The sequence below is a fragment of the Burkholderia sp. ABCPW 111 genome (assembly GCF_000773065.1).
In the GTDB taxonomy this organism is placed as follows: Bacteria; Pseudomonadota; Gammaproteobacteria; order Burkholderiales; family Burkholderiaceae; genus Burkholderia; species Burkholderia savannae.
This window is the reverse complement of the sequence record NZ_JPWT01000059.1, coordinates 32,007-54,042: the sequence shown is the minus strand read 5'-3', so window position 1 is coordinate 54,042 and position 22,036 is coordinate 32,007. Positions and strand designations below refer to the sequence as shown.

Here is a 22,036-nt window from a genome sequence, read left to right as displayed (position 1 = left end):
GCGGTTCGCCGTCCTTCCGAGCGCGTTTCGCGCGCGGCGCTTTCCTCCGCGCGACGCGACCCGCCGCCGCGCGACACGCGCACACGTCGTACCCGTCGTACCCGCGGCCTCATTCGCCGTTCCCCAGCCGTACTCCTCCCATGAGCGCCGCACCTTGCATCGGCAACGCGCCCGACCATAATATATGCATATGCATTCAAATACCAGGCCGTCTTTTCCCCACGCATGGAGCGCATCATGTCAGCCGATCCGATCGTGATTCTTTCCGCGGCGCGCACGCCTGTCGGCCGCTATCTGGGCAACCTCTCGTCGAAGCGTGCAACCGAGCTCGGCAGCGTCGCGATCCGCGCGGCCGTCGAGCGTGCGCGCATCGATCCGGCGCGCGTCGACGAAGCGTACGTCGGCTGCGTGCTGAACGCGGGGCTCGGGCAGGCGCCCGCGCGGCAGGCCGTGCTCGGCGCGGGGCTGCCGCGCTCGGTCGCGTGCGCGACCGTCAACAAGGTGTGCGGCTCCGGCATGCAGGCGATCCGCTACGCATTCGACGCGCTCGCGAACGGCAGCGCCGACGTCGTCGTCGCGGGCGGCATGGAGAGCATGTCGAACGGGCCGTATCTCGCGCTCGGCGCGCGCGGCGGCTACCGCTCGGGCCACGCGAGCTTCTACGACCACGTCGCGCTCGACGGCCTCGAGGACGCGTACGATCGCGGCACGCCGATGGGCGAATTCGGCGAGCGCTGCGCGGCGGGCTACGATTTCACGCGCGCGGCGCAAGACGCGTACGCGACCGAATCGCTGCAATGGGCGCAGCATGCGCAGCGAAGCGGCGCGCTCGACTGGGAGATCGCGCCCGTCGACATCCGCACGCGTCAAGGCGCGCAAACCATTTCGATCGACGAGCAGCCGCAAACCGTCGACGCCGCGAAAATCCCGACGCTCAAGCCCGCGTTTCGCGCCGACGGCACGATCACGCCCGCGAATTCGAGCCCGCTGTCGGACGGCGCGGCGGCGCTCGTGCTCGCGCGCGCGTCGGTCGCCGAGACGCTCGGCGTGCAACCGCTCGCGACGATCCGCGCGCACTCCGCGCATGCGCAGGAGCCCGAATGGTTCACGACGGCACCGATCGGCGCGCTGCGCAAGCTGTTCGCGCGCACCGGCTGGCAGCCGTCGGACGTCGACTATTACGAGATCAACGAGGCGTTCGCGGTCGTGCCGATGGCGGTGATGCGCGAATTCGGCCTGCCGCGCGCACGCGTGAACGCGCACGGCGGCGCGTGCGCGATCGGCCATCCGATCGGCGCGTCGGGCGCGCGCATCGTCGTCACGCTGCTCGGCGTGCTGCGCGAGCGCGGCGCGCGGCGCGGCGCGGCGAGCCTGTGCATCGGCGGCGGCGAAGCCACCGCGCTGGCGATCGAGCTGACGTAACGCCGCTGCTCCGCGGCGGCGCGCCGCCGCGGCGTCGGTTCCGGCGCCGCGGCATGGTGCGTTCCGGCGCCGATTAACATCGGGCGCATATTGACGGTATGCTATCCCGCTGGCGTGCGGCCGCTGCGGCGTTGCCGCCCGCCGTCATCAGAATTACGCCACGTGGGAGATCTCATGCGCTTCACGCTCATCGCCGCCGCCGCGCTCGTCGCCGCCGCCCCCGCCGTCGCCGCCGCGAAACCGTTGACGGTCTGCACCGAGTCGAGCCCGGACGGCTTCGACGTCGTCCAGTACAACTCGCTCGTCACGACGAACGCGTCCGCCGACGTCGTGTTCAACACGCTCGTGTCGTACGACGAAGCATCGAAGAAGGTCGTGCCCGCGCTCGCGGACAAATGGGACGTCAGCGCCGACGGCCTCGCGTACACGTTCCATTTGCGCCCGAACGTCGCGTTCCAGACCACCGACTACTTCAAGCCGACGCGCGCGCTCGATGCCGACGACGTCGTCTTCACGTTCAGCCGGATGCTCGACGACGCGAATCCGTGGCACAAGGTCGCGGGCGCGAGCGGCTTTCCGCATGCGCAATCGATGGGGCTCGTGAAGCTCGTGAAGGCGGTGACGAAAGTCGACGACTCGACCGTGAAGTTCGAGCTGAACGAGCCGAACGCGACGTTCGTGCCGATCCTGACGATGGGCTTCGCGTCGATCTATTCGGCCGAATACGCGGATCAATTGCTGAAGGCGGGCAAGCAGACCGACCTGAACGCGAAGCCGGTCGGCACCGGCCCGTTCGTGCTGAAGAGCTACACGAAGGACGCGGTGATCCGCTACGAGGCGAACCCGACGTACTGGGGGCCGAAGCCGAAGGTCGAGCGCCTCATCTACGCGATCACGCCCGATCCTTCGGTGCGCGCGCAGAAGGTGAAGGCGGGCGAATGCCAGATCGCGCTGTCGCCGAAGCCGCAGGACGTCGCGGCGGCGAAGGCCGACCGCGCGCTGAAGGTCGTCGAGACGCCCGCGTTCATGACCGCGTTCGTCGCGCTCAACACGCAGAAGAAGCCGCTCGACAACGACAAGGTTCGCGAGGCGCTCAATCTCGCGTTCGATCGCACGACGTACCTGAAGGTCGTGTTCGACAACACCGCGACGCCCGCGACGAACCCGTACCCGCCGAACACGTGGAGCTACGCGAAATCGATCGCGCCGTATCCGCACGATCCGGCGAAGGCGAAGCAACTGCTCGCGGCCGCGGGCTTTCCGAACGGCTTCTCGACGACGATCTGGGTGCGCCCGACGGGCAGCGTGCTGAACCCGAACCCGAAGGCGGGCGCCGAGCTGCTGCAGGCCGACCTCGCGAAGATCGGCGTGAAGGCCGACGTGAAGGTGATCGAATGGGGCGAGCTGATCAAGCAGGCGAAGCTCGGCCAGCACGACCTGCTGTTCATGGGCTTTGCCGGCGACAACGGCGATCCGGACAACATCCTCACGCCGCAATTCAGCTGCAACTCGGTGAAGTCGGGGCTCAACTTCGCGCGCTACTGCGATCCGAAGCTCGACAGGCTGATCGCCGACGGCAAGGAAACGGCCGATCAGGCGAAGCGCGCGAAGCTCTACGAAGCCGCGCAGAAGATCATCCACGACGAGGCGCTGTGGATTCCGCTCGGCTATCCGACCGCCGCGGCGATCACGCGTCCGAACGTCGCCGGCTATCGCGTGAGCCCGTTCGGGCGGCAGCACTTCGACGCGGTGTCGGTGCAGTAGCGCTGCGACGCCGCCGCCGCGGCCCGCGCGCAACGACGCGCGCCGGGCCGCCCTTGTCCGCTTCGCGCGGAGCTTGCTAAACTCCGCGCATCTTTCCTCCGACGAATTCCGAGCCGCCAAGTGAACAACTGAGCCTTCCCCGAATGGTTTCGCCGCCGCGCGTTGCACTTCGTGCATCCCGTGCGCGCCGCGCGAAAGTCGCCACCCATTTTCGGAGGTGCTCATGGCCCGGACCGCACCCGCTACCGCGCTCGTCGCGCTCCATCGCGTTTCCTTCCGCTTCGACGACGGCGTCACGCTGTTCGATTCGCTCGACCTCACGTTCGATCGCACGCCGACCGCGATCGTCGGCCGCAACGGCGTCGGCAAGAGCGTGCTCGCGCACCTGATCGCGGGCGGGCTCGCGCCGACGGCGGGTGCGATCGACCGGCATGCGTCGATCGCGTTCGTCGCGCAGCACGACGCCGGCGCGACACACGACCCACGTTGCACGGCCGCCGCCGTCGCGCATCTCGACGCGCCGCTCGCGGCGCTTGAGCGCATCGCGCGCGGCGACGCGCGAGAAGACGACTTCGGCACGCTCGACGGGCGCTGGGACCTCGCCGAGCGCTGGCGCGCGGCGCTCGACGACGCCGGCCTGCCGATCGACGCCGGCACGCCCGCGCATGCGCTGAGCGGCGGCCAGCACGCGCGCGTCGCGATGATCGGCGCGCTGCTGTCGGGCGCGGAGCTGCTCGTCGTCGACGAGCCGACGAACCACCTCGACCTCGAATCGGTGCGCGCGTTCGAGGCGGCGCTCGCGGATTTTCCGGGGGCGATCGTCGCGGTGTCGCACGACGCGGCGTTCATCGACGCGCTCGCGCCCACGCATTCGATGCGTTGGACGGGCGAGGGATGGCGCTTCGAGCCCTCGGCGTGGCGCCGGATCGCCGGCGGGCGCGGCCGGCGCGACGGCGGGAATCGGATGTCGAATGCGGAATCGAGCCCGCGCGCCTCAGCTCGCGTGCCGGAACCGGATCACGCCGTCCGCGCCCGTCTCGCGCGCGAGCTCGCCCGCGAGCCACAGCAGATTCAGGTGAGCGATCGCTTCGCCGAGCGCGAAAGTCATCTGATGAATGTCGAGCCCGCCCCGCTTGAACATGATCGGCACGATGTCGGCCGCGCTCATCGGCCGCTCGCGGCACGCGGCGCGCACCTCGGCGAGCCGAGCGTCGTGATGCGCGCGCAGTTGCGCGATGCGCGTGCGCAGCCCGCGAAACGGCTTGCCGTGCGACGGCAGCACGAGCGTGTCGGCCGCCATCGCTTCGTAGCGGCCGAGCGAGCCCAGATAAAGCGCGAGCGGGTTTGCCTCCGGCTCGAGATCGAATACCGACACGTTCGTCGAGATCCGCGGCAACACCATGTCGCCGGAGATCAGCACGCCGTCCGCCGCGCAGTGGAGCGCGCAATGCTCTGGAGAATGGCCGTAGCCCGTGACGACGCGCCATTCGCGCCCGCCGATCGCGACCGCGTCGCTCTCGCGCAGCCGCCGGTAGCGCGGCGGCACCGCGGGCACGAGATCCGAGAAGTAGCTGCGGCGGCTGCGCAGCTTGTCGAGCGAGGCCGGATCGGTCAGGCCGTGCCGCGCGAAATGGTCGGCGGCGCCCGGTCCGCCCGCGTTCGAACCGTTGCCCGCCGCCATCAGGCAGCCGAACAGGTATTCGCCGAGCGTCATCCACAGCCGCACGTTCCAGCGCGCGCGCTCGCCGCCCTCGCACAGCCAGTTCGCGAGTCCGAGATGATCCGGATGACAGTGCGTGACGATCACGCGCAGCACGGGCAGGCCGTCCAGATGCGCGTCGAAGATCCGCTCCCAGTGCGCCTTGATGTCCGCCGACGCGATCCCGCAGTCGACGATCGTCCAGCCCGCCTGCCCGTCGATCTCGTCGCGCAACAGCCAGAGATTGATGTGATCGAGCGCGAACGGCAGCGGCATGCGCAGCCAGCGCACGCCCGGCGCGACCTCGACGAAGCCGCCCGGCTCGGGCAGCGTGTCGGCGAACGGATAATCGAGTTGGTGTTCCAGTGCGTTCATCGGGGGTGTCTCGTTGCGTTGTCGTCGGGCCCGCGGTGCGGCGCGAACCGGAACCGATTCTATCGCTCAACGCGAAACCGCGCGCCGCGAGCCTTCGCGCCCCTGAAAAAAAGATCGCGCCACGATCCCGCGCGAACCCCTAGCGTTGCGGGAAGATCCGCGAAACGTCGGCGAACGTCGCTGAACCGTTCGCGCGGGCCGCCTGCGCCGAATCGCCCCGCGTTGCCTAAAGCGCGCCCGCCGGGCGCTAAAATGGCGTGAGCTTCCCGCCCGTGAGCCCGCGCACGATGAATCATTTTCCCAAACTGCTGTCCTCGCAGATCGGCTTCGACGTCGCGCAGACGATCCTCGAGAACTTCGACCGCCACTACCGGATCTTCCGCGAAGCGGCCGTCGAGGCGAAGGACCTGTTCGAGCGCGAGGACTGGCACGCGCTGCAGCGGCTCGCGCGCGAGCGCATCACGTCGTACGACGATCGCGTGCGCGAATGCGTCGAGCTGCTCGAGGACGAGTACGACGCGGAGAACATCGGCAGCGAAGTCTGGCCGCAGATCAAGCTGCATTACATCGGTCTCCTGACGTCGCACCGTCAACCCGAGTGCGCGGAGACGTTCTTCAATTCGGTGTGCTGCAAGATCCTGCACCGCGCGTACTTCAACAACGATTTCATCTTCGTGCGCCCGGCGATCTCGACCGAATACATCGAGAACGACGAGCCCGCCGCGAAGCCGACGTACCGCGCGTACTATCCGGGCAGCGAAGGGCTCGCGGCGACGCTCGAGCGGATCGTCACGAACTTCCAGCTGAACCCGCCGTTCGAGGATCTCGAGCGTGACATCGCGTGCATCATGCAGGCGATTCACGACGAGTTCGGCGCATTCGACGAAGCGGTGAATTTCCAGATCCACGTGCTCTCGTCGCTGTTCTACCGGAACAAGACCGCGTACGTGGTCGGCCGCATCATCAACGGCGATCGCGTGCTGCCGTTCGCGGTGCCGATCCGCCACGCGCGCGCGGGCGTCCTCGCGCTCGACACGGTGCTGCTGCGGCGCGACCAGCTGAAGATCATCTTCAGCTTCTCGCACTCGTACTTCCTCGTCGACATGAACGTGCCGTCCGCGTACGTGCAGTTCCTGCGCTCGATCATGCCGGGCAAGCCGAAGGCGGAGATCTACACGTCGGTGGGCCTGCAGAAGCAGGGCAAGAACCTGTTCTATCGCGATCTGCTGCATCACCTGTCGCATTCGAGCGACCGCTTCATCGTCGCGCCCGGCATCAAGGGGCTCGTGATGCTCGTGTTCACGCTGCCGTCGTTCCCGTACGTGTTCAAGATGATCAAGGACCACTTCCCGCCGCCGAAGGAAACGACGCGCGAGCAGATCATGGACAAATACCTGCTCGTCAAGCGTCACGACCGTCTCGGCCGGATGGCCGACACGCTCGAATACTCGAGCGTCGCGCTGCCGCTCGCGCGGCTCGACGACGCGCTCGTGCGCGAGCTCGAAAAGGAAGTGCCGTCGCTCATCGAATACGAGGGCGGCAACCTCGTCATCAAGCACCTGTACATCGAGCGCCGGATGGTGCCGCTCAATCTGTACCTGCAGAACGGCAGCGACGCGGAGATCGAGCACGGCGTGCGCGAATACGGCAACGCGGTGAAGGAGCTGATCCAGGCGAACATCTTCCCCGGCGACATGCTGTACAAGAACTTCGGCGTGACGCGCCACGGGCGCGTCGTGTTCTACGACTACGACGAGATCGAATATCTGACCGACTGCAACGTGCGCCGCGTGCCGCCGCCGCGCAACGAGGAAGACGAGATGTCGGGCGAGCCGTGGTACACGGTCGGCCCGCACGACATCTTCCCCGAAACCTACGCGCCGTTCCTGCTCGGCGATCCGCGCGTGCGCGAGCATTTCATCAGGCATCACGCGGATTTCTTCGATCCGCAGCTCTGGCAGGACAGCAAGGACCGCCTGCTGCGCGGCGAGCTGCCCGACTTCTACGCGTACGAGCCGGCGCTGCGCTTTTGCATCCGCTATCCGGAGCGCTTCGCGCCGAGCGACGCGGCCGACGACGGCAAGCGCGCCGCCGCGTGAGCCCTTTTTTTTCATCCCACGGAACTCACTTGAGATGAACACGAACGACCATCCGCTCTCCCATCTGTTCGACAACAACGACGCCTGGGTCAAGCGCAAGCTCGCCGGCGACCCGCAATACTTCTCGCGCCTCGCCGACCAGCAGGCGCCCGAGTATCTGTGGATCGGCTGCTCCGATTCGCGCGTGCCCGCGAACCAGATCATCGGCCTGCCGCCCGGCGAAGTGTTCGTCCACCGCAACATCGCGAACGTCGTCGTGCACACCGATCTGAACTGTCTGTCGGTGATCCAGTTCGCGGTCGACCTGCTGAAGGTCAAGCACATCATGGTCGTCGGCCACTACGGCTGCTCGGGCGTGAACGCGGCGCTGCACAACCGCCGCGTCGGGCTCGCGGACAACTGGCTGCACCACGTGCAGGACGTGCGCGAGAAGCACGCGGCGCTGCTCGACGAATGGCCGCTCGGCGAAGCGCGCTACCGGCGCCTGATCGAGCTCAACGCGATCGAGCAGGTCGTCAACGTGTGCCGCACGACGATCGTCAACGACGCGTGGGCGCGCGGCCAGCCGCTCACCGTGCACGCGCTCGTCTACGGCGTGCACGACGGCCGGATGCGCGATCTCGGAATGGCCGTGTCGCACTCCGAACAGCTCGATGCGACGTACCGCCGCGCGGTCGGCGCGCTCTCGGCAGGAGGCGCGCATTCGGCGGACAATGACGTCGTGGCGGCCGACGCGGCGCAGCTCGCCGGCGCGGTCGATCTCATTGCCCAAACCATCAAGGAGACGAAACATGACGGCTGTTGATCAGGACCCGATCGTCATCGCATCGGCGGCGCGCACGCCGATCGCGGGCTTCCAGGGCGATTTCGCGTCGCTCGCCGCGCCGCAGCTCGGCGCGGTCGCGATCGCCGCGGCGCTCGAGCGCGCGGGCCTGAAACCCGAGCAGATCGACGAAGCGGTGATGGGCTGCGTGCTGCCGGCGGGGCAGGGACAGGCCCCGGCGCGGCAGGCGGCGCTCGGCGCGAAGCTGCCGCTTTCGGTCGGCTGCACGACGATCAACAAGATGTGCGGCTCGGGCATGCGCGCGGCGATGTTCGCGCACGACATGCTCGTCGCGGGCTCGGCCGACGTGATCGTCGCGGGCGGCATGGAAAGCATGACGAACGCGCCGTACCTGCTGCCGAAGGCGCGCGCGGGGATGCGCATGGGCCACGGCCAGGTGCTCGACCACATGTTCCTCGACGGCCTCGAGGACGCATACGACAAGGGCCGCCTGATGGGCACGTTCGCCGAGGAATGCGCGGGCGAATACGCGTTTTCGCGCGAGGCGCAGGATGCGTTCGCGATCGAATCGCTCGCGCGCGCCAAGCGGGCGAACGAAGACGGCTCGTTCGCGTGGGAAATCGCGCCCGTGACGGTGGCCGGCAAGAAGGGCGAGACGGTGATCGCGCGCGACGAGCAGCCGTTCAAGGCGAGCCCCGAGAAGATCCCGACGCTCAAACCCGCGTTCAGCAAGACGGGCACCGTGACCGCCGCGAATTCGTCGTCGATCTCCGACGGCGCGGCCGCGCTCGTGATGATGCGCGCGTCGACGGCGAGCAGGCTCGGCGTCACGCCGCTCGCGCGCGTCGTCGGCCATTCGACGTTCGCGCAACAGCCGTCGAAGTTCACGACGGCGCCCGTCGGCGCGATCCGGCGCCTCTTCGACAAGAACGGCTGGCGCGCGGCCGAAGTCGATCTGTACGAGATCAACGAGGCGTTCGCGGTCGTCGCGATGGCGGCGATGAAGGAGCACGACCTGCCGCACGACAAAGTCAACGTGAACGGCGGCGCGTGCGCGCTCGGCCATCCGATCGGCGCGTCGGGCGCCCGCATCCTCGTCACGCTGATCGGCGCGCTGCGCGCGCGCGCGGCCAAGCGCGGCGTCGCGAGCCTGTGCATCGGCGGCGGCGAGGCGACCGCGATGGGCATCGAGCTGATCTGATCGATTCGACGCGCACTCGAACAGGAGTCCTCCGATGAAGACCGTATTGATCGTCGGCGCATCGCGCGGCATCGGCCGCGAGTTCGCGCGCCAATATCTGCACGACGGCTGGCGCGTGATCGCCACCGCACGCGACGAGGCATCGCTCGCGTCGCTTGCGTCGGCGGGCGCGCGCGCGATCGCGCTCGACGTCGCGCGGCCGGGCGACGTCGCGGCGTTCGACCGGCAACTGGGCGACGTCGCGCTCGACGCGGCCGTCGTCGTGTCGGGCGTGTACGGTCCGCGCACGGCGGGCGTCGAGCCCGTCAGCGCGGAGGACTTCGACGACGTGATGCACACGAACGTGCTCGGCCCGATGCTGCTCATGCCGATCCTGCTGCCGCTCGTCGAGGAGAGCCGCGGCGTTCTCGCGGTGCTGTCGAGCAAGATGGGCAGCATCAGCGAGGCGACCGGCACGACGGGCTGGCTCTATCGCGCGAGCAAGGCGGCGGTGAACGACGCGCTGCGGATCGCGTCGCTGCAGGCGCGGCATGCGGCCTGCATCGCGCTGCACCCGGGCTGGGTGCGCACCGACATGGGCGGCGCGCAGGCCGCGCTCGAGCCGCAGGCAAGCGTCGCCGGCATGCGGCGCGTGATCGCGCAGGCGGCGGGCGACCGCGAGCAGGCGAACGGCCGCTTCTTCCAATACGACGGCGTCGAGCTCGGCTGGTGAGCCGGCGAGCCGCCCCCTTTTTTTCGAATCACGATGCAAGCCACGAAGCCCGCCTCCGAGCGCCCGCTCGACTGTCCGTGCGGCGGCGCCGCGCCCGGCGCGTTGGCGAACGCGCGCGCGCCGCGCTACGCGGATTGCTGCGCGCGCCTGATCGACGGGCACGCGCGCGCCGCGACGGCGCTCGAGCTGATGCGTTCGCGCTATAGCGCGTACGTGCTCGGCGCGACCGATTATCTGCGCGCGACCTGGGACCCGCGCACCTGCCCGCCCGATCTCGGCGCCGACGCCGCCCGCGCGGACGCGCCGCGCTGGCTCGGCCTTGCGATCAAGCGCCATGCGCAGCTCGACGATACGCACGCCGAAGTGGAATTCGTCGCACGCTACAAAGTCGGCGGCCGCGCGCACCGGATGCACGAAACGAGCCGTTTCACGCGCGACGCGCAAGGCGCGTGGCGCTACGTCGACGGCGATGTAAGCGAGCGCTGAGTCCACGCGGCCCAAGCCGATACCGCGGGTTGGCGATGCAGCTCGCCATGCCGGGTAATTCCGGCATTGCACAACCGGAATTTGTCAGGCTAGGATGGCCGACGTTTGGTGCAATTCGCGTCGGTGGGCTCTGGCATGGCATTCGGCAAGGTGATGACGGGATGGATCGCGGCATGCGTGCTGTCGGCCGCTCAGGCCGGCCCGCTGCCGCCCGACATTCCGTCCGCGCCTGCCGCCGCGAACGCCCGCCCCGGCGCGCTCGCGAACGCCGAGCGCTTCGACTACGGCAATTCGGGCCTGCCGCCCGTCGCCGCGAATCTCAACGAAACGATCATCCGCATTCCGGTCGACGCGGCCGGCGCGATCACGCTCGAGGCGACGGTGTTCAAGCCGGACGGCCCCGGCCCCTTCCCGCTCGTCGTCTTCAATCACGGCAAGAACCCCGGCGACCTGCGCGCGCAGCCGCGCAGCCGGCCGCTGTCGTTCGCGCGCGAGTTCGTGCGGCGCGGCTATGCGGTGGTCGCGCCGAACCGCGAAGGCTTCGCGGGCTCGGGCGGCGCGTATGCCCAGGAAGGCTGCGACGTCGAGCGAAACGGCGTCGCGCAGGCGCGCGACGTCGCCGCGACGATCGGCTACATGTCGAGGCTGCCTTACGTCGATGCGAAGCACGTCGTCGTCGCGGGCACGTCGCACGGCGGGCTCGTATCGCTCGCATACGGCGCCGAGGCCGCGCGCGGCGTGCGCGGGATCATCAACTTCTCGGGCGGGCTGCGCCAGGATCTCTGCGAAGGCTGGCAGAAGAATCTCGTCGACGCGTTCGACACGTACGGCTCGCGCACGCATGTGCCGTCGCTGTGGCTGTACGGCGACAACGATTCCGTATGGTCGCCCGCGCTCGTCGCGCAACTGCGCGACGCGTACGTGTCGCACGGCGCGAGCACGCTCTTCGTCGATTTCGGCCGCTATAAGGACGACGCGCACCGGATCATCGTCGATCGCGACGGCGTGCCGATCTGGTGGCCGCCCGTCGCGTCGTTCCTCGCGCAGCTGAATCTGCCGACGTCGGTCCGCTACGCGGTCGCGAATCCGCACGAGCCGAAAGCGAGCGGCTATGCGGCGATCGACGCGGTCGAAGCGGTGCCGTTCATCGACGAGGCCGGGCGCGCCGCGTATCGCCGCTTCCTCGCGCAGCATCCGAGCCGCGCGTTCGCGGTGTCGAGCGAAGGCGCGTGGTCGTGGGCCGAAGGCGGCGACGATCCGATGGCGCTCGCGCTCGATGGCTGCCGCAAGCAGAGCGCGGGGCAGTGCCAGCTGTACGCGGTCGACGATCGCGTCGTGTGGCGCGACGCGATCGCGCAAACGGCTGACGATTCGCCGAACGCCGCGCGCGCACTCGCAAGCCGCTGATCGCCGAGCAATCGATCCGTCCCGCGCTTGGCCGTTCTCGGCCGCACGCCGGCGCACCGCTGCGGCCGGCTCCTCTTCCGCGTTCTTGCGTTTTCCTCACATCGATGACCGCACGCCGTCCGCGCGCGTCGCCTGTCGGCGCGGGCGACGCACGCGGGCAGCCATTCGATCTCGCCTGAAAGCGCCCTTTTTTCGGCGCTCGCGCTGTTTCGGCCGCGCGCCGCCCGATTTCCGCCCGACGGGTAGCCGCTCTTTGCCGTCGTCTTCTGCGCCGTATGCGAACGAACGGGCCCAAACCGTCGCGAGCGGCCGCGAAATGCGCCGAACTCCGCGTCCGTAAAGGCTCCGGCGTTTTGTAACGGGTACTGCAACGAAGCGCAAAACACGCTAATCTCAGCCCCGGTTTTGATTTTGCACACGCGTTTTTCGCCATCCGATCGAGCGCTTTCTCCGCCATCGATCCCGCATGAGCAAGCGGCGCTTCGCACGCCCTCGACGCGTTTTGGTCCCGGAGCAGTCTTGAGCACACACGCAACCGACGATTGGGTCGCGCGCAGCCTTCGCGCGGTCTGGCATCCTTGCACGCAGATGAAGCACCACGAGCGGCTGCCGCTCATCCCGGTCGCGCGCGGCGAACGCGCGTGGCTCTTCGATCGCGCGGGCAACCGTTATCTCGACGCGATCAGCTCGTGGTGGGTGAACCTGTTCGGCCACGCGAACCCGCGCATCAACGCGGCGCTCAAGCAGCAGCTCGACACGCTCGAGCACGCGATGCTCGCCGGCTGCACGCACGAAAGCGCGATCGAGCTCGCCGAGCGGCTCGCCGCGCGCACGCGGCACACGCTCGGCCACGCGTTCTTCGCGTCGGACGGCGCGTCGGCCGTCGAGATCGCGCTGAAGATGAGCTTCCACGCGTGGCGCAACCGCGGCCGCGGCGACAAACGCGAATTCGTCTGCATCGCGAACGGTTATCACGGCGAGACGATCGGCGCGCTCGGCGTGACCGACGTCGCGCTGTTCAAGGACGCATACGATCCGCTGATTCGCGCGGCGCACGTCGTCGCGTCGCCGGACGCGCGCGGCGCGCAACCCGGCGAAAGCGCCGCCGACGTCGCCGCGCGCGCGCTCGACGACGTGAAGCGCCTGTTCGCCGAGCGCGGCGAGAAAATTGCCGCGCTGATCGTCGAGCCGCTCGTGCAGTGCGCGGCCGGCTTCGCGATGCACGATCCGTCGTACGTGCGCGGCCTGCGCGCGCTGTGCGACGCGCACGACGTGCATCTGATCGCCGACGAGATCGCGGTGGGATGCGGGCGCACCGGCACGTTCTTCGCGTGCGAGCAGGCGAACGTGTGGCCCGATTTCCTGTGCCTGTCGAAGGGCATCAGCGGCGGCTATCTGCCGCTGTCGCTCGTGCTGTCGCGCGACGCGATCTTCGAGGCGTTCTACGACGACGACGTGACGCGCGGCTTCCTGCATTCGCATTCGTACACGGGCAATCCGCTCGCCTGCCGCGCGGCCGTCGCGACGCTCGATCTGTTCGACACCGACGACGTGCTCGCCGAGAACGCGCGCAAGTCCGCGCTGATGCGCGCCGCGCTCGCGCCGCTCGCATCGCATCCGCAGGTGCGCCACCTGCGCGAGCGCGGCACGATCTTCGCGTTCGACGTCGCGCTCGAAGGCGACGCGGCCCGCACATTCCCGCGCCGCTTCTTCGAGCACGCGCTTGCACGCGAGACGCTGCTGCGCCCGATCGGCACGACGGTCTACCTGATGCCGCCGTACATCCTCGACGACGGCGAAATCGAATGGCTCGCGTCGCGCACGCGCGCGACGCTCGACGCAACGCTCACGGAGGCACGCGCATGAACCTGCTCGCCACGCTCGAACGCGGCCTCGCCGACATCGACGCGCAAGGGCTGCGCCGCCGCCGCCGCATCGCGGACACCGCATGCGGCGCGCACATGACGGTCGACGGCCGCGAGATCGTCGGCTTCGCGAGCAACGACTATCTCGGCCTCGCCGCGCATCCGCGATTGATCGAAGCGTTCGCCGAAGGCGCGCGCCGCTACGGCTCCGGCAGCGGCGGCTCGCATCTGCTCGGCGGCCATTCGCGCGCGCACGCGGCGCTCGAAGACGAGCTCGCGGCATTCTCCGGCGGCTTCTGCGACGCGCCGCGCGCGCTCTACTTCAGCACCGGCTACATGGCGAATCTCGCCGCGCTGACGGCGCTCGCGGGCCGCGGCGCGACGATCTTCTCCGACGCGCTGAACCACGCTTCGCTGATCGACGGCGCGCGGCTGTCGCGCGCCGACGTGCGCATCTATCCGCACGCCGACGCCGACGCGCTCGAAGCGCTCCTCGCCGCGTCCGACGCGCCGACGAAGCTGATCGTCTCCGACACCGTGTTCAGCATGGACGGCGACGTCGCGCCGCTCGCTCGCCTCGTCGCGCTCGCGCAAGCGCACGGCGCATGGCTCGTCGTCGACGACGCGCACGGCTTCGGCGTGCTCGGCCCGCAAGGCCGCGGCGCGCTCGCCGCGCACGGGCTGCGCTCGCCGAACCTCGTCTATGTCGGCACGCTCGGCAAGGCGGCGGGCGTCGCGGGCGCGTTCGTCGTCGCGCACGAGACCGTGATCGAATGGCTCGTGCAGCGCGCGCGCAGCTACATCTTCACGACGGCCGCGCCGCCGTCCGTCGCGTGCGCGGTGTCCGCGAGCCTCGGCGTGATCGCGAGCGACGAAGGCGACGCGCGACGCGCGCATCTCGCCGCGCTGATCGAGCGCACGCGCGCGATCCTGCGCGCGACGCCGTGGCGGCCCGTCGATTCGCACACGGCCGTGCAGCCGCTCGTGATCGGCAGCAACGAAGCGACGCTCGCCGCCATGGCCGCGCTCGACGCGCAGAACCTCTGGGTGCCCGCGATCCGGCCGCCGACGGTGCCGGCCGGCACGTCGCGGCTGCGGATCTCGCTGTCGGCCGCGCATTCGTTCGACGACCTCGCGCGCCTCGAAGCGGCGCTCGTCACGCGGGCCGAGGCCGCCGCATGAGCGCGCCGCTTTCGCTGTTCGTGACGGGCACCGACACCGAGATCGGCAAGACCTTCGTGTCGGCCGCGCTGCTGCGCGGCTTCGCGCGCGCGGGGCTGCGCGCGGCGGCGATGAAGCCGATCGCCGCGGGCGCATACGAGCGCGACGGCATGTGGCGCAACGACGACGCGGACCAGCTCGACGCCGCCGCGAACGTCGCGCTGCCCGCCGAGATCCGCACGCCGTTCCTGCTGAAGGCGCCCGCCGCGCCGCACATCGCCGCCGCGCGCGAAGGCGTCGCGCTCGACATCGACGCGATCGTCGCCGCGCATCGCCGTGCATGCGAGGCGGCGGACGTCGTCGTCGTCGAAGGCGTCGGCGGCTTTCGCGTGCCGCTGACCGGCACGCGCGACACCGCCGATCTCGCGGTCGCGCTGGGCCTGCCCGTCGTGCTCGTCGTCGGCGTGCGGCTCGGCTGCATCAGCCACGCGCTGCTCACCGCCGACGCGATTGCCGCGCGCGGCCTGAGCATCGCCGGCTGGGTCGCGAACCGCATCGACGCCGCGATGAACTTCGCCGACGAAAACGTCGACACGCTGCGCGCGTGGCTCGACCGCGAGCACGGCGCGCCGCTCGTCGGCGACGTCGCGCACATGAGCCCGCCGTCGCCCGAGGCGGCGTCGGCGGCGCTCGACGTGAACCTGTTGCTGAAAGCGTTGCGCGCCGCCGCGCCGCGCTGACGTTTTACCCGCTTATCGAAGCATTTCCGAATCGATCCCCGTTCCGAAGGATGACCGACATGACTCAAGCCCAAACCGCTCGCGCGACGACCGAAACGCCGGTGACCGCGCCCGTCGCGCCGCGCTGGCGCGTCGCCGACGTGATCGCGCTCTACGAGCTGCCGTTCAACGATCTGCTGTTCCGCGCGCAGCAGGTGCATCGCGAGCACTTCGACGCGAACGCGATCCAGCTGTCGACGCTGCTGTCGATCAAGACGGGCGGCTGCGAGGAGGATTGCGGCTACTGCTCGCAATCCGCGCATCACGAGACCGGCCTGAAGGCGGAGAAGCTGATGGAAGTGGACGCGGTGCTCGCCGCCGCGCGCACCGCGAAGGAAAACGGCGCGACGCGCTTCTGCATGGGCGCGGCGTGGCGCAGCCCGAAAGATCGGCACATCGAACCGATCAAGGACATGATCCGCGGCGTGAAGGAAATGGGCCTCGAAACGTGCGTGACGCTCGGCATGCTCGAGGAGCATCAGGCGAAGGCGCTCGCCGAAGCGGGCCTCGACTACTACAACCACAACCTCGATACGTCACCCGAGTTTTACGGCCAGGTCATTTCGACGCGCACGTACCAGGATCGGCTCGACACGCTCGAGCGCGTGCGCGAGGCGGGCATCAACGTGTGCTGCGGCGGGATCATCGGCATGGGCGAATCGCGCCGCGAGCGCGCGGGCCTCATCGCGCAGCTCGCGAACATGAACCCGTATCCGGAGTCGGTGCCGATCAACAATCTCGTCGCGATCGAAGGCACGCCGCTCGAGAACGCGCAGGCGCTCGATCCGTTCGAATTCGTGCGCACGATCGCGATCGCTCGAATCACGATGCCGAAGGCGATGGTGCGCTTGTCGGCGGGCCGCGAGCAGCTCGACGATTCGATGCAGGCGCTGTGCTTCCTCGCCGGCGCGAACTCGATGTTCTACGGCGACGTGCTGCTCACGACCGGCAATCCGCGCGCGGAAGCCGACCGCAAGCTGCTGGCGCGGCTCGGGATGTCGGCGAGCGAAGCGACGCAATTGAGTGCTTGAACGCTTGAACGCTTGAGTGCCTGAGCGCGCCGCCGCGCGTGGCGAACGGCGGCCGCGCGCTCGCGAACATTCGCCGGTGACGGCCGAGCGCTCCCGGCGCGATGCTTTTCGTTTGAAGCTCGAGCGCTGAAAGAGAAGCCGGGCGTCGGATGTCGGATTTCGAACGTCGGGCGTCGAACGCCGGACGTCCGAGGTTCGGCGGGTAACGTCGGGTGTCGAATGCGCGATGTGCGATGTGCGATGTGCGATGTCGGGTGTCGGGTGTCGGGTGTCGAACATCAAACAATCGGTGCCGAACGCCGAACGCCGAACGCCGAACGCCGAACGCCGAACGCCGAACGCCGAACGCCTTCAATAGTCAAGCAAATAGCCGGGACGATGTCCCGGCTTTTTTATCGTCGCGCAGCACCTGCCCACGCGTGCGAGCACATGCCTTCGACGCGCTACCCTCGCGCCGCCGCGTCGAGCGTCGCGCGCGCCTTCGCGACGAGCCGCTCGTCGATCGGCGCGAGCACCTCGCCGCGCTCGCGCACGCCCGAGCCGAAATGCACGGCCCGCACGCCTGTCGCGCGCACGAAATCGCCGACCGCGTCGACGGTGAGCCCCGCGCCCGCGAGCACCGCGCACGTCGAGCCCTCGGCGCGGCGCACCATCCGCGCGACCACGTCGCGCGCGTCGAGCACCGACGCATGCCCGCCCGACGTCAGCACCGACGTGACCGACGGCACGCGCAGCAGCGTATCGAGCGCGGTATTCAGATCGCGCGCGACGTCGAATGCGCGATGGAACGTGAGATCGCGTCCGTCGGCCGCGTCGGCGACGCGCTGCAACGCGGCAAGATCGACGTCGCCGTGCGCGTCGAGCATCCCGAACACGACGCCGTTCGCGCCCGCGGCGACAGCCGCGCGCACGTCGCGCGCGATCGCCGCGAGCTCGTTCGCGTCGTAATGGAACGAGCGGCTGTGCGGCCGCACGATCACGTTGACGGGAATCGGCACCGCGGCGACAACGGCTTCGATCACGCCGACGCTCGGCGTCAATCCGCCTTCGCTGATGGCGGTCACGAGTTCGAGGCGATCGGCGCCCGCGCGGGCGGCGGCTTTCGCATCGCCGATCGTCGTCGCGATGACTTCGAGAAGGATCGAGGAAGCTGGCATGGAGGCGGCTCGGGTCGAGTTGAACCAGCCCGCATCGTAACCGACGGCGCGAACGCGCGCGCATGGCGGGCGGAATGCGGCGGCGACGGTCAATGGATGACGGACGACGGGCAACGCGCTGCGCCATGTCGCCCGGCCTTGCGCCGCCTTCGCCTTGCTTGCCTGCGTTTGCTCGCCGCGCCGCGCGCGACGTTGCTCCGTGCGGCCATCGCCCGCATCGCATCGCTTCGCTTGTGTTGCTCCGCGCCGTCTCGCGTTACGTTGCGTTGCGTTGCTCGGCTTGTCCCGGCATCGCACGCGGGCGCGAACGCGCCACGCATCACGCATCACGCATCACGCATCACGCGTCAATCGAGATAGTCCGCATACTCCTTGCGCGCATACGGCTGCAATTGCTGCCAGGGCGGCACCTTCGCGCGCGACGCCGGCGTGAGCGTCAGCTTGCGCGACGCATGGCCGTCCGCGCTGCGATATTCGACGACGAGCGGCGCCTGCAGCGTGTCGCTCCAGAGAACGCGATTGACGCCCTGCGCGCGCGGCGCGCCGACCGTCTGCTCGTACCAGCGCGTGCCGGACACAGGCCCGGGCGTCGACTTCGCCGCGAGCCGCTTCAACCGCGACGGCGGCGTGATGTAGAACGCGTTGTCCCACGAGCCGTCGAAGCCCGTCGTCTCGTACTCGGCGGGCGGCACCGCGACGACGGTACGCTGCGCCGCATCGACGTACTCGATGCGAACCTTCCCGCCTTCGTTCGTCACGTGCCGCGCGGCCGCATCGAAGTCGAAGTGCTTGTGGCCTGCGTGCGCGTCCGTCGAAGCGGCGGCCGCGCGCACGCCGCCGCGCGACTGCGGCGCGTGCGCGGCGGCGTGCGCGTGGCCGCCGTGCGCGTGTCGTTCGCTCGCTTGCCCGTGCTTCGCGCTCGCGGGCAGCACGCGCTCGATCCACACGTGCCCGTCGCGGCGCACCATCCGCTCGCGATACGTGACGGTGCGCGTCACGCCGTCCGCGCTCACCGACGCGCTCTCGTGCAACAGCACCGCGTCGAGATCGGGCGCGGCGGGCGCGGCGAACGCCGGCGCGCCGGCGAACATGGCCGTCGCGCCGAGCGCCGCGCGCACGCGCCGCGCGACGAGCCTTCCGGCGCGTCTTTCCCCGCGCGTTTGCATCGCGAAGGTGCGCATCGCAACCCTCCCGCTCAGAACCCGAACGCCGACTTCACGAGGCCGAACACCTTCGTGTTGTCGAGCGTGCCCTTGAATGCCTTCGCATCGGCGCCGTCGGCGAACAGCATCACGTCGCCGCCGCCGTGCGTCTCGGAGCCCGCACCGCCCATCCGCACGCCCACTTCCTGCAAGTACGCTTCGTTCGTCGCGCTCGCCGAATCCACCGAGGCCCGCGCGTTCGGCCGGTTCGCGCCGTTGCCGAACACGAGCGTCGTGTACGTGTTGCCGTCCGCATCCTTGTTCGGCTGGCCGTCGCGATAGCCGCGGCTGATGTCGAGAATCGGATTGCCGCGCTTCGAATAGCCGTTGATCGTCATCGTGTGGTCGTGGTCGGCCGTCACGACGACGAGCGTGTTCGACAGATCCACTTTCGCGAGCGCCGTGCGGATCGCCTCGTCGAACGCGACGGTATCCTCGAGCGCGCGCTTGGCGTTCGTGCCGTGCAGCGCGTGATCGATGCGCCCGCCTTCGACCATCAGGAAATAGCCGTTCGGATTCTTCGACAACACATCGATCGCCTTGGCCGTCATCTCCGCGAGGCTCGGCTGCGTCGCGCCTTCGCCCTTGCCGGCGACGCGATCGAGTTCATACTCGAGATGGCTCGTCGTGCTGAAGAGTCCGATCAGCTTGCCGCCGCCCGCCTGTGCGAGCTGATCCTTCGTCGCGGCGAGCGCGTAGCCCTTCGCCTGCAGCTCGGCGAGCAGGTTGCGCCCGTCCGCGCGGCCGCGCCTGTTCGCGACCGGATCGAACGGCGTCCAGTGATTGCGCCCGCCGCCCATCAGCACGTCGACGCCGTCGCCGAGCGCCGCGTTGTAGCCCGCGCCGCCCGGCACCGCTTGCGCGGCGATGTCGTATTGCGCGTCGCGATGGCAGATGTGCGAGTAAGTCGCGGCGGGCGTCGCGTGCGTGAGCTCGGTCGTCGTGATCGCGCCCACCGCCTTGCCGCGCGCCTTCGCGAGCTCGAGCAGCGTCGGCACGGCCTTGCCGTTGGTCGCGCCGCAATTGTTCACCGTCTTGTTGCCGTTCGCGTCGGTGCCCGGCGCGATCGCGCGCGTGTCGGACGACATCGACAGCACCTCGTTGTTCATCTTCACGCCCGTCATGTACGCGGCCATCGACGGCGCGCTGTCCGTCGTCTGCGCGTCGTTCGAGAAGGTCTTGATGCGCGCGGTGCGCGGCAGCTTCTCCATCGTGAGCTGGCCGGCCTCGCCGACCTTGTAGATGCGGCTCGCGGTCACGGTGGTCGGCCCCATTCCGTCGCCGAGGAAGAAGATCACGTTCTTCGCCTGGCCCGCGGCGTGCGCCGCGTGGCCGAACCCGCCCGAGAGGGCCGCCGCGGCGAGCGTCGCCGCCGCGATGCGCTTCATAGTCGACATCCTGTATTCCCCTGTTCCGTCAAGGCCGCGCTCAAAGCTGCGCCGCGCTGCGCACGAGCTCGAACACCTTGTTGTTCTCGATCACGCCGTGAAAGCCGTCCGCGCCGCGGCCGATCGCGCCGAGAAACACGTCGGTGCCGCCGTGCGTCTCGCCGCCCTTCGCCATGCGCACGACCGCTTCCTGCCGGTAATCGTCCGCGCCCGTCACCGCGTCGGTGAGGCCCGTGCCCGCGCGGCTGCCCTGCACGCGGTTCTCGCCGTTGCCGAAGCCGATGATCGTGTACGGCGCGCCGTCGGCGTCCTTCGCGATCGCGCCCGTCTGATAGTTGCGCAGCACGCCGAGCACGCCCGGCTTGCCCGCCTCCGTCTTGCCCGTGCGCGCCGCGTAGCCGTTCAGCACGAGCGTGTGATCGTGATCGGCCGTCACGACGACGAGCGTGTTCTTCAGATCCGGATCGCTCTGGCGAACCTTGTCGAGCGTCGCCTTGATCGCGTTGTCGAATGCGAGCGTGTCCTGCAGCGCGCGCTTCGCATTCGTGTCGTGCAGCGCGTGATCGATGCGGCCGCCCTCGATCATCAGGAAGTAGCCGTTCGGATTCCTCTGCAGCACGTCGAGCGCGCGCGTCGCCATGTCGGCCAGGCTCGGCTCCTTCGTCGCGCCGCGATCGAGGTCGTAGCTCATGTGGCTCGACGCGAAGAGGCCGGCGAGCTTGCCGCTCTTCGTCGCGTCGGCGGCGAGGAGCTCGTCGCGGTTCTGCGCGATCGCGTAGCCCTTCGCCTTCAGCTCGTTCACGAGATTGCGGCCGTCCGCGCGCTTGCCGCCCGCGTCCTTCGGCACGAAGAATTGCGTGCCGCCGCCGAGCACGACGTCGACGCCGCTGCCGAGCGCCGCGTTGTAGCCCGCGCCGCCCGGCACGAGCTGCGCGGCGATGTCGTTCTCGGCGTCGCGATGGCACACGTGCGCGTAGGTGGCCGCGGGCGTCGCGTGCGTGACGCGGGTGGTCGTCACGACGCCCGTCGCGAGCCCCTTCGCCTTCGCGATCTCGAGCAGCGTGGGCACCGATTTGCCGTTGTCCGCGCCGCAATTGCCGGTGAGGTTCGCGGTCGGCTCGATCGCCTTCGTGTCGGGCGTCATCGAGATCACTTCGTTGTTCGTCTTCACGCCCGTCATGTACGCGGACATCGACGGCGCGCTGTCCGTCACCTGCGCGTCGTTCGAATAGGTTTTCACGAACGCGGTTTCGGGCAGCGTGTCGAGCGTAAGCGCGCCGTCCTCGCCGACCGCGTAGATCCGCGCGGCCGTCAGCGTCGTCATCCCCATTCCGTCGCCCAGAAAGAAGATCACGTTGCGCGCGGCGGTGGTTTGCGCGCCGTCGTCCGTTGCGGCGGGGGTCTTCGGCTCGTCGCTGCCGCAGCCCGCCGCCGCGAAAACGCTCGCGCAAAGGAGCGCCGCCAGTCTCACTCGCTTCATGTTTTCGGCTTCCCGTTGATGTGG

17 protein-coding genes and 1 pseudogene are annotated in these 22,036 nt (G+C 69.3%); 13 read left to right on the top strand and 5 right to left on the bottom strand.

What is annotated here, in order from left to right; all coding sequences use genetic code 11:
* The first annotated feature begins 237 nt into the window (after positions 1-237).
* The 3 genes and pseudogenes from X946_RS11055 to X946_RS30885 all read left to right on the top strand — a co-directional run.
* Positions 238-1,422, top strand: a complete 1,185-nt coding sequence (locus tag X946_RS11055; RefSeq protein WP_038747177.1) for an acetyl-CoA C-acyltransferase — start codon at positions 238-240, stop codon at positions 1,420-1,422.
* A gap of 174 nt (positions 1,423-1,596) precedes the next feature.
* Positions 1,597-3,186 (top strand): ABC transporter substrate-binding protein, encoded by a 1,590-nt coding sequence (locus tag X946_RS11050; RefSeq protein ID WP_038747101.1) that lies wholly within the window; start codon positions 1,597-1,599, stop codon positions 3,184-3,186.
* 223 nt (positions 3,187-3,409) lie between these two features.
* Positions 3,410-4,031 (top strand): annotated as a pseudogene (locus tag X946_RS30885) (ATP-binding cassette domain-containing protein); the annotation flags it as partial.
* A gap of 149 nt (positions 4,032-4,180) precedes the next feature.
* Here X946_RS30885 and X946_RS11040 read toward each other — a convergent pair.
* Complete coding sequence (locus tag X946_RS11040) at positions 4,181-5,260, bottom strand: MBL fold metallo-hydrolase (protein ID WP_038747097.1); 1,080 nt, start codon at positions 5,258-5,260, stop codon at positions 4,181-4,183.
* Positions 5,261-5,547: 287 nt separating this feature from the next.
* On the opposite strand from X946_RS11040, the gene aceK reads away from it, so the two are divergent.
* From aceK to bioB, 10 genes are all read left to right on the top strand, one after another.
* Complete coding sequence (aceK, locus tag X946_RS11035) at positions 5,548-7,359, top strand: bifunctional isocitrate dehydrogenase kinase/phosphatase (protein ID WP_038747094.1); 1,812 nt, start codon at positions 5,548-5,550, stop codon at positions 7,357-7,359.
* Between the two features lie 34 nt (positions 7,360-7,393).
* Positions 7,394-8,164 (top strand): carbonate dehydratase, encoded by a 771-nt coding sequence (can, locus tag X946_RS11030; RefSeq protein ID WP_038747093.1) that lies wholly within the window; start codon positions 7,394-7,396, stop codon positions 8,162-8,164.
* A complete protein-coding gene (locus X946_RS11025; RefSeq protein ID WP_038747090.1) occupies positions 8,151-9,344 on the top strand; it encodes an acetyl-CoA C-acetyltransferase in 1,194 nt (397 codons plus the stop codon). Before can ends, X946_RS11025 begins: the two co-directional genes overlap by 14 nt.
* A gap of 34 nt (positions 9,345-9,378) precedes the next feature.
* Positions 9,379-10,056, top strand: coding sequence for an SDR family oxidoreductase (locus tag X946_RS11020; protein ID WP_038747087.1), 678 nt, complete (start codon positions 9,379-9,381; stop codon positions 10,054-10,056).
* 33 nt (positions 10,057-10,089) lie between these two features.
* Positions 10,090-10,542 (top strand): YchJ family protein, encoded by a 453-nt coding sequence (locus X946_RS11015; RefSeq protein WP_038747084.1) that lies wholly within the window; start codon positions 10,090-10,092, stop codon positions 10,540-10,542.
* A gap of 135 nt (positions 10,543-10,677) precedes the next feature.
* Complete coding sequence (locus tag X946_RS11010; protein WP_161788656.1) at positions 10,678-11,949, top strand: dienelactone hydrolase family protein; 1,272 nt, start codon at positions 10,678-10,680, stop codon at positions 11,947-11,949.
* A 519-nt stretch (positions 11,950-12,468) separates the two neighbouring features.
* Positions 12,469-13,815, top strand: a complete 1,347-nt coding sequence (bioA, locus tag X946_RS11005; protein WP_038747078.1) for an adenosylmethionine--8-amino-7-oxononanoate transaminase — start codon at positions 12,469-12,471, stop codon at positions 13,813-13,815.
* A complete protein-coding gene (gene bioF, locus X946_RS11000) occupies positions 13,812-14,996 on the top strand; it encodes an 8-amino-7-oxononanoate synthase (RefSeq protein ID WP_038747174.1) in 1,185 nt (394 codons plus the stop codon). Before bioA ends, bioF begins: the two co-directional genes overlap by 4 nt.
* The gene (bioD, locus tag X946_RS10995; protein WP_038747075.1) at positions 14,993-15,715 is read left to right on the top strand and encodes a dethiobiotin synthase; all 723 of its coding nucleotides are present in this window, start codon (positions 14,993-14,995) and stop codon (positions 15,713-15,715) included. Before bioF ends, bioD begins: the two co-directional genes overlap by 4 nt.
* A gap of 59 nt (positions 15,716-15,774) precedes the next feature.
* Positions 15,775-16,785: a biotin synthase BioB gene (bioB, locus tag X946_RS10990; RefSeq protein ID WP_038747172.1), complete on the top strand. Its 1,011-nt coding sequence runs from the start codon at positions 15,775-15,777 to the stop codon at positions 16,783-16,785.
* Positions 16,786-17,228: 443 nt separating this feature from the next.
* Here the strand turns inward: bioB and X946_RS10985 are convergent, their stop codons facing one another.
* The 4 genes from X946_RS10985 to X946_RS10970 all read right to left on the bottom strand — a co-directional run bounded on the left by X946_RS10985 (position 17,229) and on the right by X946_RS10970 (position 22,012).
* A complete protein-coding gene (locus tag X946_RS10985) occupies positions 17,229-17,942 on the bottom strand; it encodes a copper homeostasis protein CutC (protein ID WP_038747072.1) in 714 nt (237 codons plus the stop codon).
* A 347-nt stretch (positions 17,943-18,289) separates the two neighbouring features.
* Entirely contained in the window at positions 18,290-19,123 is an 834-nt protein-coding gene (locus tag X946_RS10980; RefSeq protein ID WP_038747069.1) for a hypothetical protein, read from the bottom strand.
* A 14-nt stretch (positions 19,124-19,137) separates the two neighbouring features.
* Entirely contained in the window at positions 19,138-20,541 is a 1,404-nt protein-coding gene (locus X946_RS10975; protein WP_038747067.1) for an alkaline phosphatase, read from the bottom strand.
* A gap of 31 nt (positions 20,542-20,572) precedes the next feature.
* Complete coding sequence (locus X946_RS10970; RefSeq protein WP_038747065.1) at positions 20,573-22,012, bottom strand: alkaline phosphatase; 1,440 nt, start codon at positions 22,010-22,012, stop codon at positions 20,573-20,575.
* Between the last annotated feature and the right edge of the window lie 24 nt (positions 22,013-22,036).

Coding starts and splice junctions, on each gene's coding strand:
- X946_RS10980 (WP_038747069.1), bottom strand. CDS start 19,123: ATGCGCACCTTCGCGATGCAAACGCGCGGGGAAAGACGCGCCGGAAGG.
- X946_RS10970 (WP_038747065.1), bottom strand. CDS start 22,012: ATGAAGCGAGTGAGACTGGCGGCGCTCCTTTGCGCGAGCGTTTTCGCG.
- X946_RS11050 (WP_038747101.1), top strand. CDS start 1,597: ATGCGCTTCACGCTCATCGCCGCCGCCGCGCTCGTCGCCGCCGCCCCC.
- X946_RS10975 (WP_038747067.1), bottom strand. CDS start 20,541: ATGTCGACTATGAAGCGCATCGCGGCGGCGACGCTCGCCGCGGCGGCC.
- X946_RS11040 (WP_038747097.1), bottom strand. CDS start 5,260: ATGAACGCACTGGAACACCAACTCGATTATCCGTTCGCCGACACGCTG.
- bioF (WP_038747174.1), top strand. CDS start 13,812: ATGAACCTGCTCGCCACGCTCGAACGCGGCCTCGCCGACATCGACGCG.
- X946_RS11010 (WP_161788656.1), top strand. CDS start 10,678: ATGGCATTCGGCAAGGTGATGACGGGATGGATCGCGGCATGCGTGCTG.
- X946_RS11015 (WP_038747084.1), top strand. CDS start 10,090: ATGCAAGCCACGAAGCCCGCCTCCGAGCGCCCGCTCGACTGTCCGTGC.
- bioD (WP_038747075.1), top strand. CDS start 14,993: ATGAGCGCGCCGCTTTCGCTGTTCGTGACGGGCACCGACACCGAGATC.
- X946_RS11025 (WP_038747090.1), top strand. CDS start 8,151: ATGACGGCTGTTGATCAGGACCCGATCGTCATCGCATCGGCGGCGCGC.
- X946_RS11020 (WP_038747087.1), top strand. CDS start 9,379: ATGAAGACCGTATTGATCGTCGGCGCATCGCGCGGCATCGGCCGCGAG.
- can (WP_038747093.1), top strand. CDS start 7,394: ATGAACACGAACGACCATCCGCTCTCCCATCTGTTCGACAACAACGAC.
- X946_RS10985 (WP_038747072.1), bottom strand. CDS start 17,942: ATGCCAGCTTCCTCGATCCTTCTCGAAGTCATCGCGACGACGATCGGC.
- bioB (WP_038747172.1), top strand. CDS start 15,775: ATGACTCAAGCCCAAACCGCTCGCGCGACGACCGAAACGCCGGTGACC.
- aceK (WP_038747094.1), top strand. CDS start 5,548: ATGAATCATTTTCCCAAACTGCTGTCCTCGCAGATCGGCTTCGACGTC.
- X946_RS11055 (WP_038747177.1), top strand. CDS start 238: ATGTCAGCCGATCCGATCGTGATTCTTTCCGCGGCGCGCACGCCTGTC.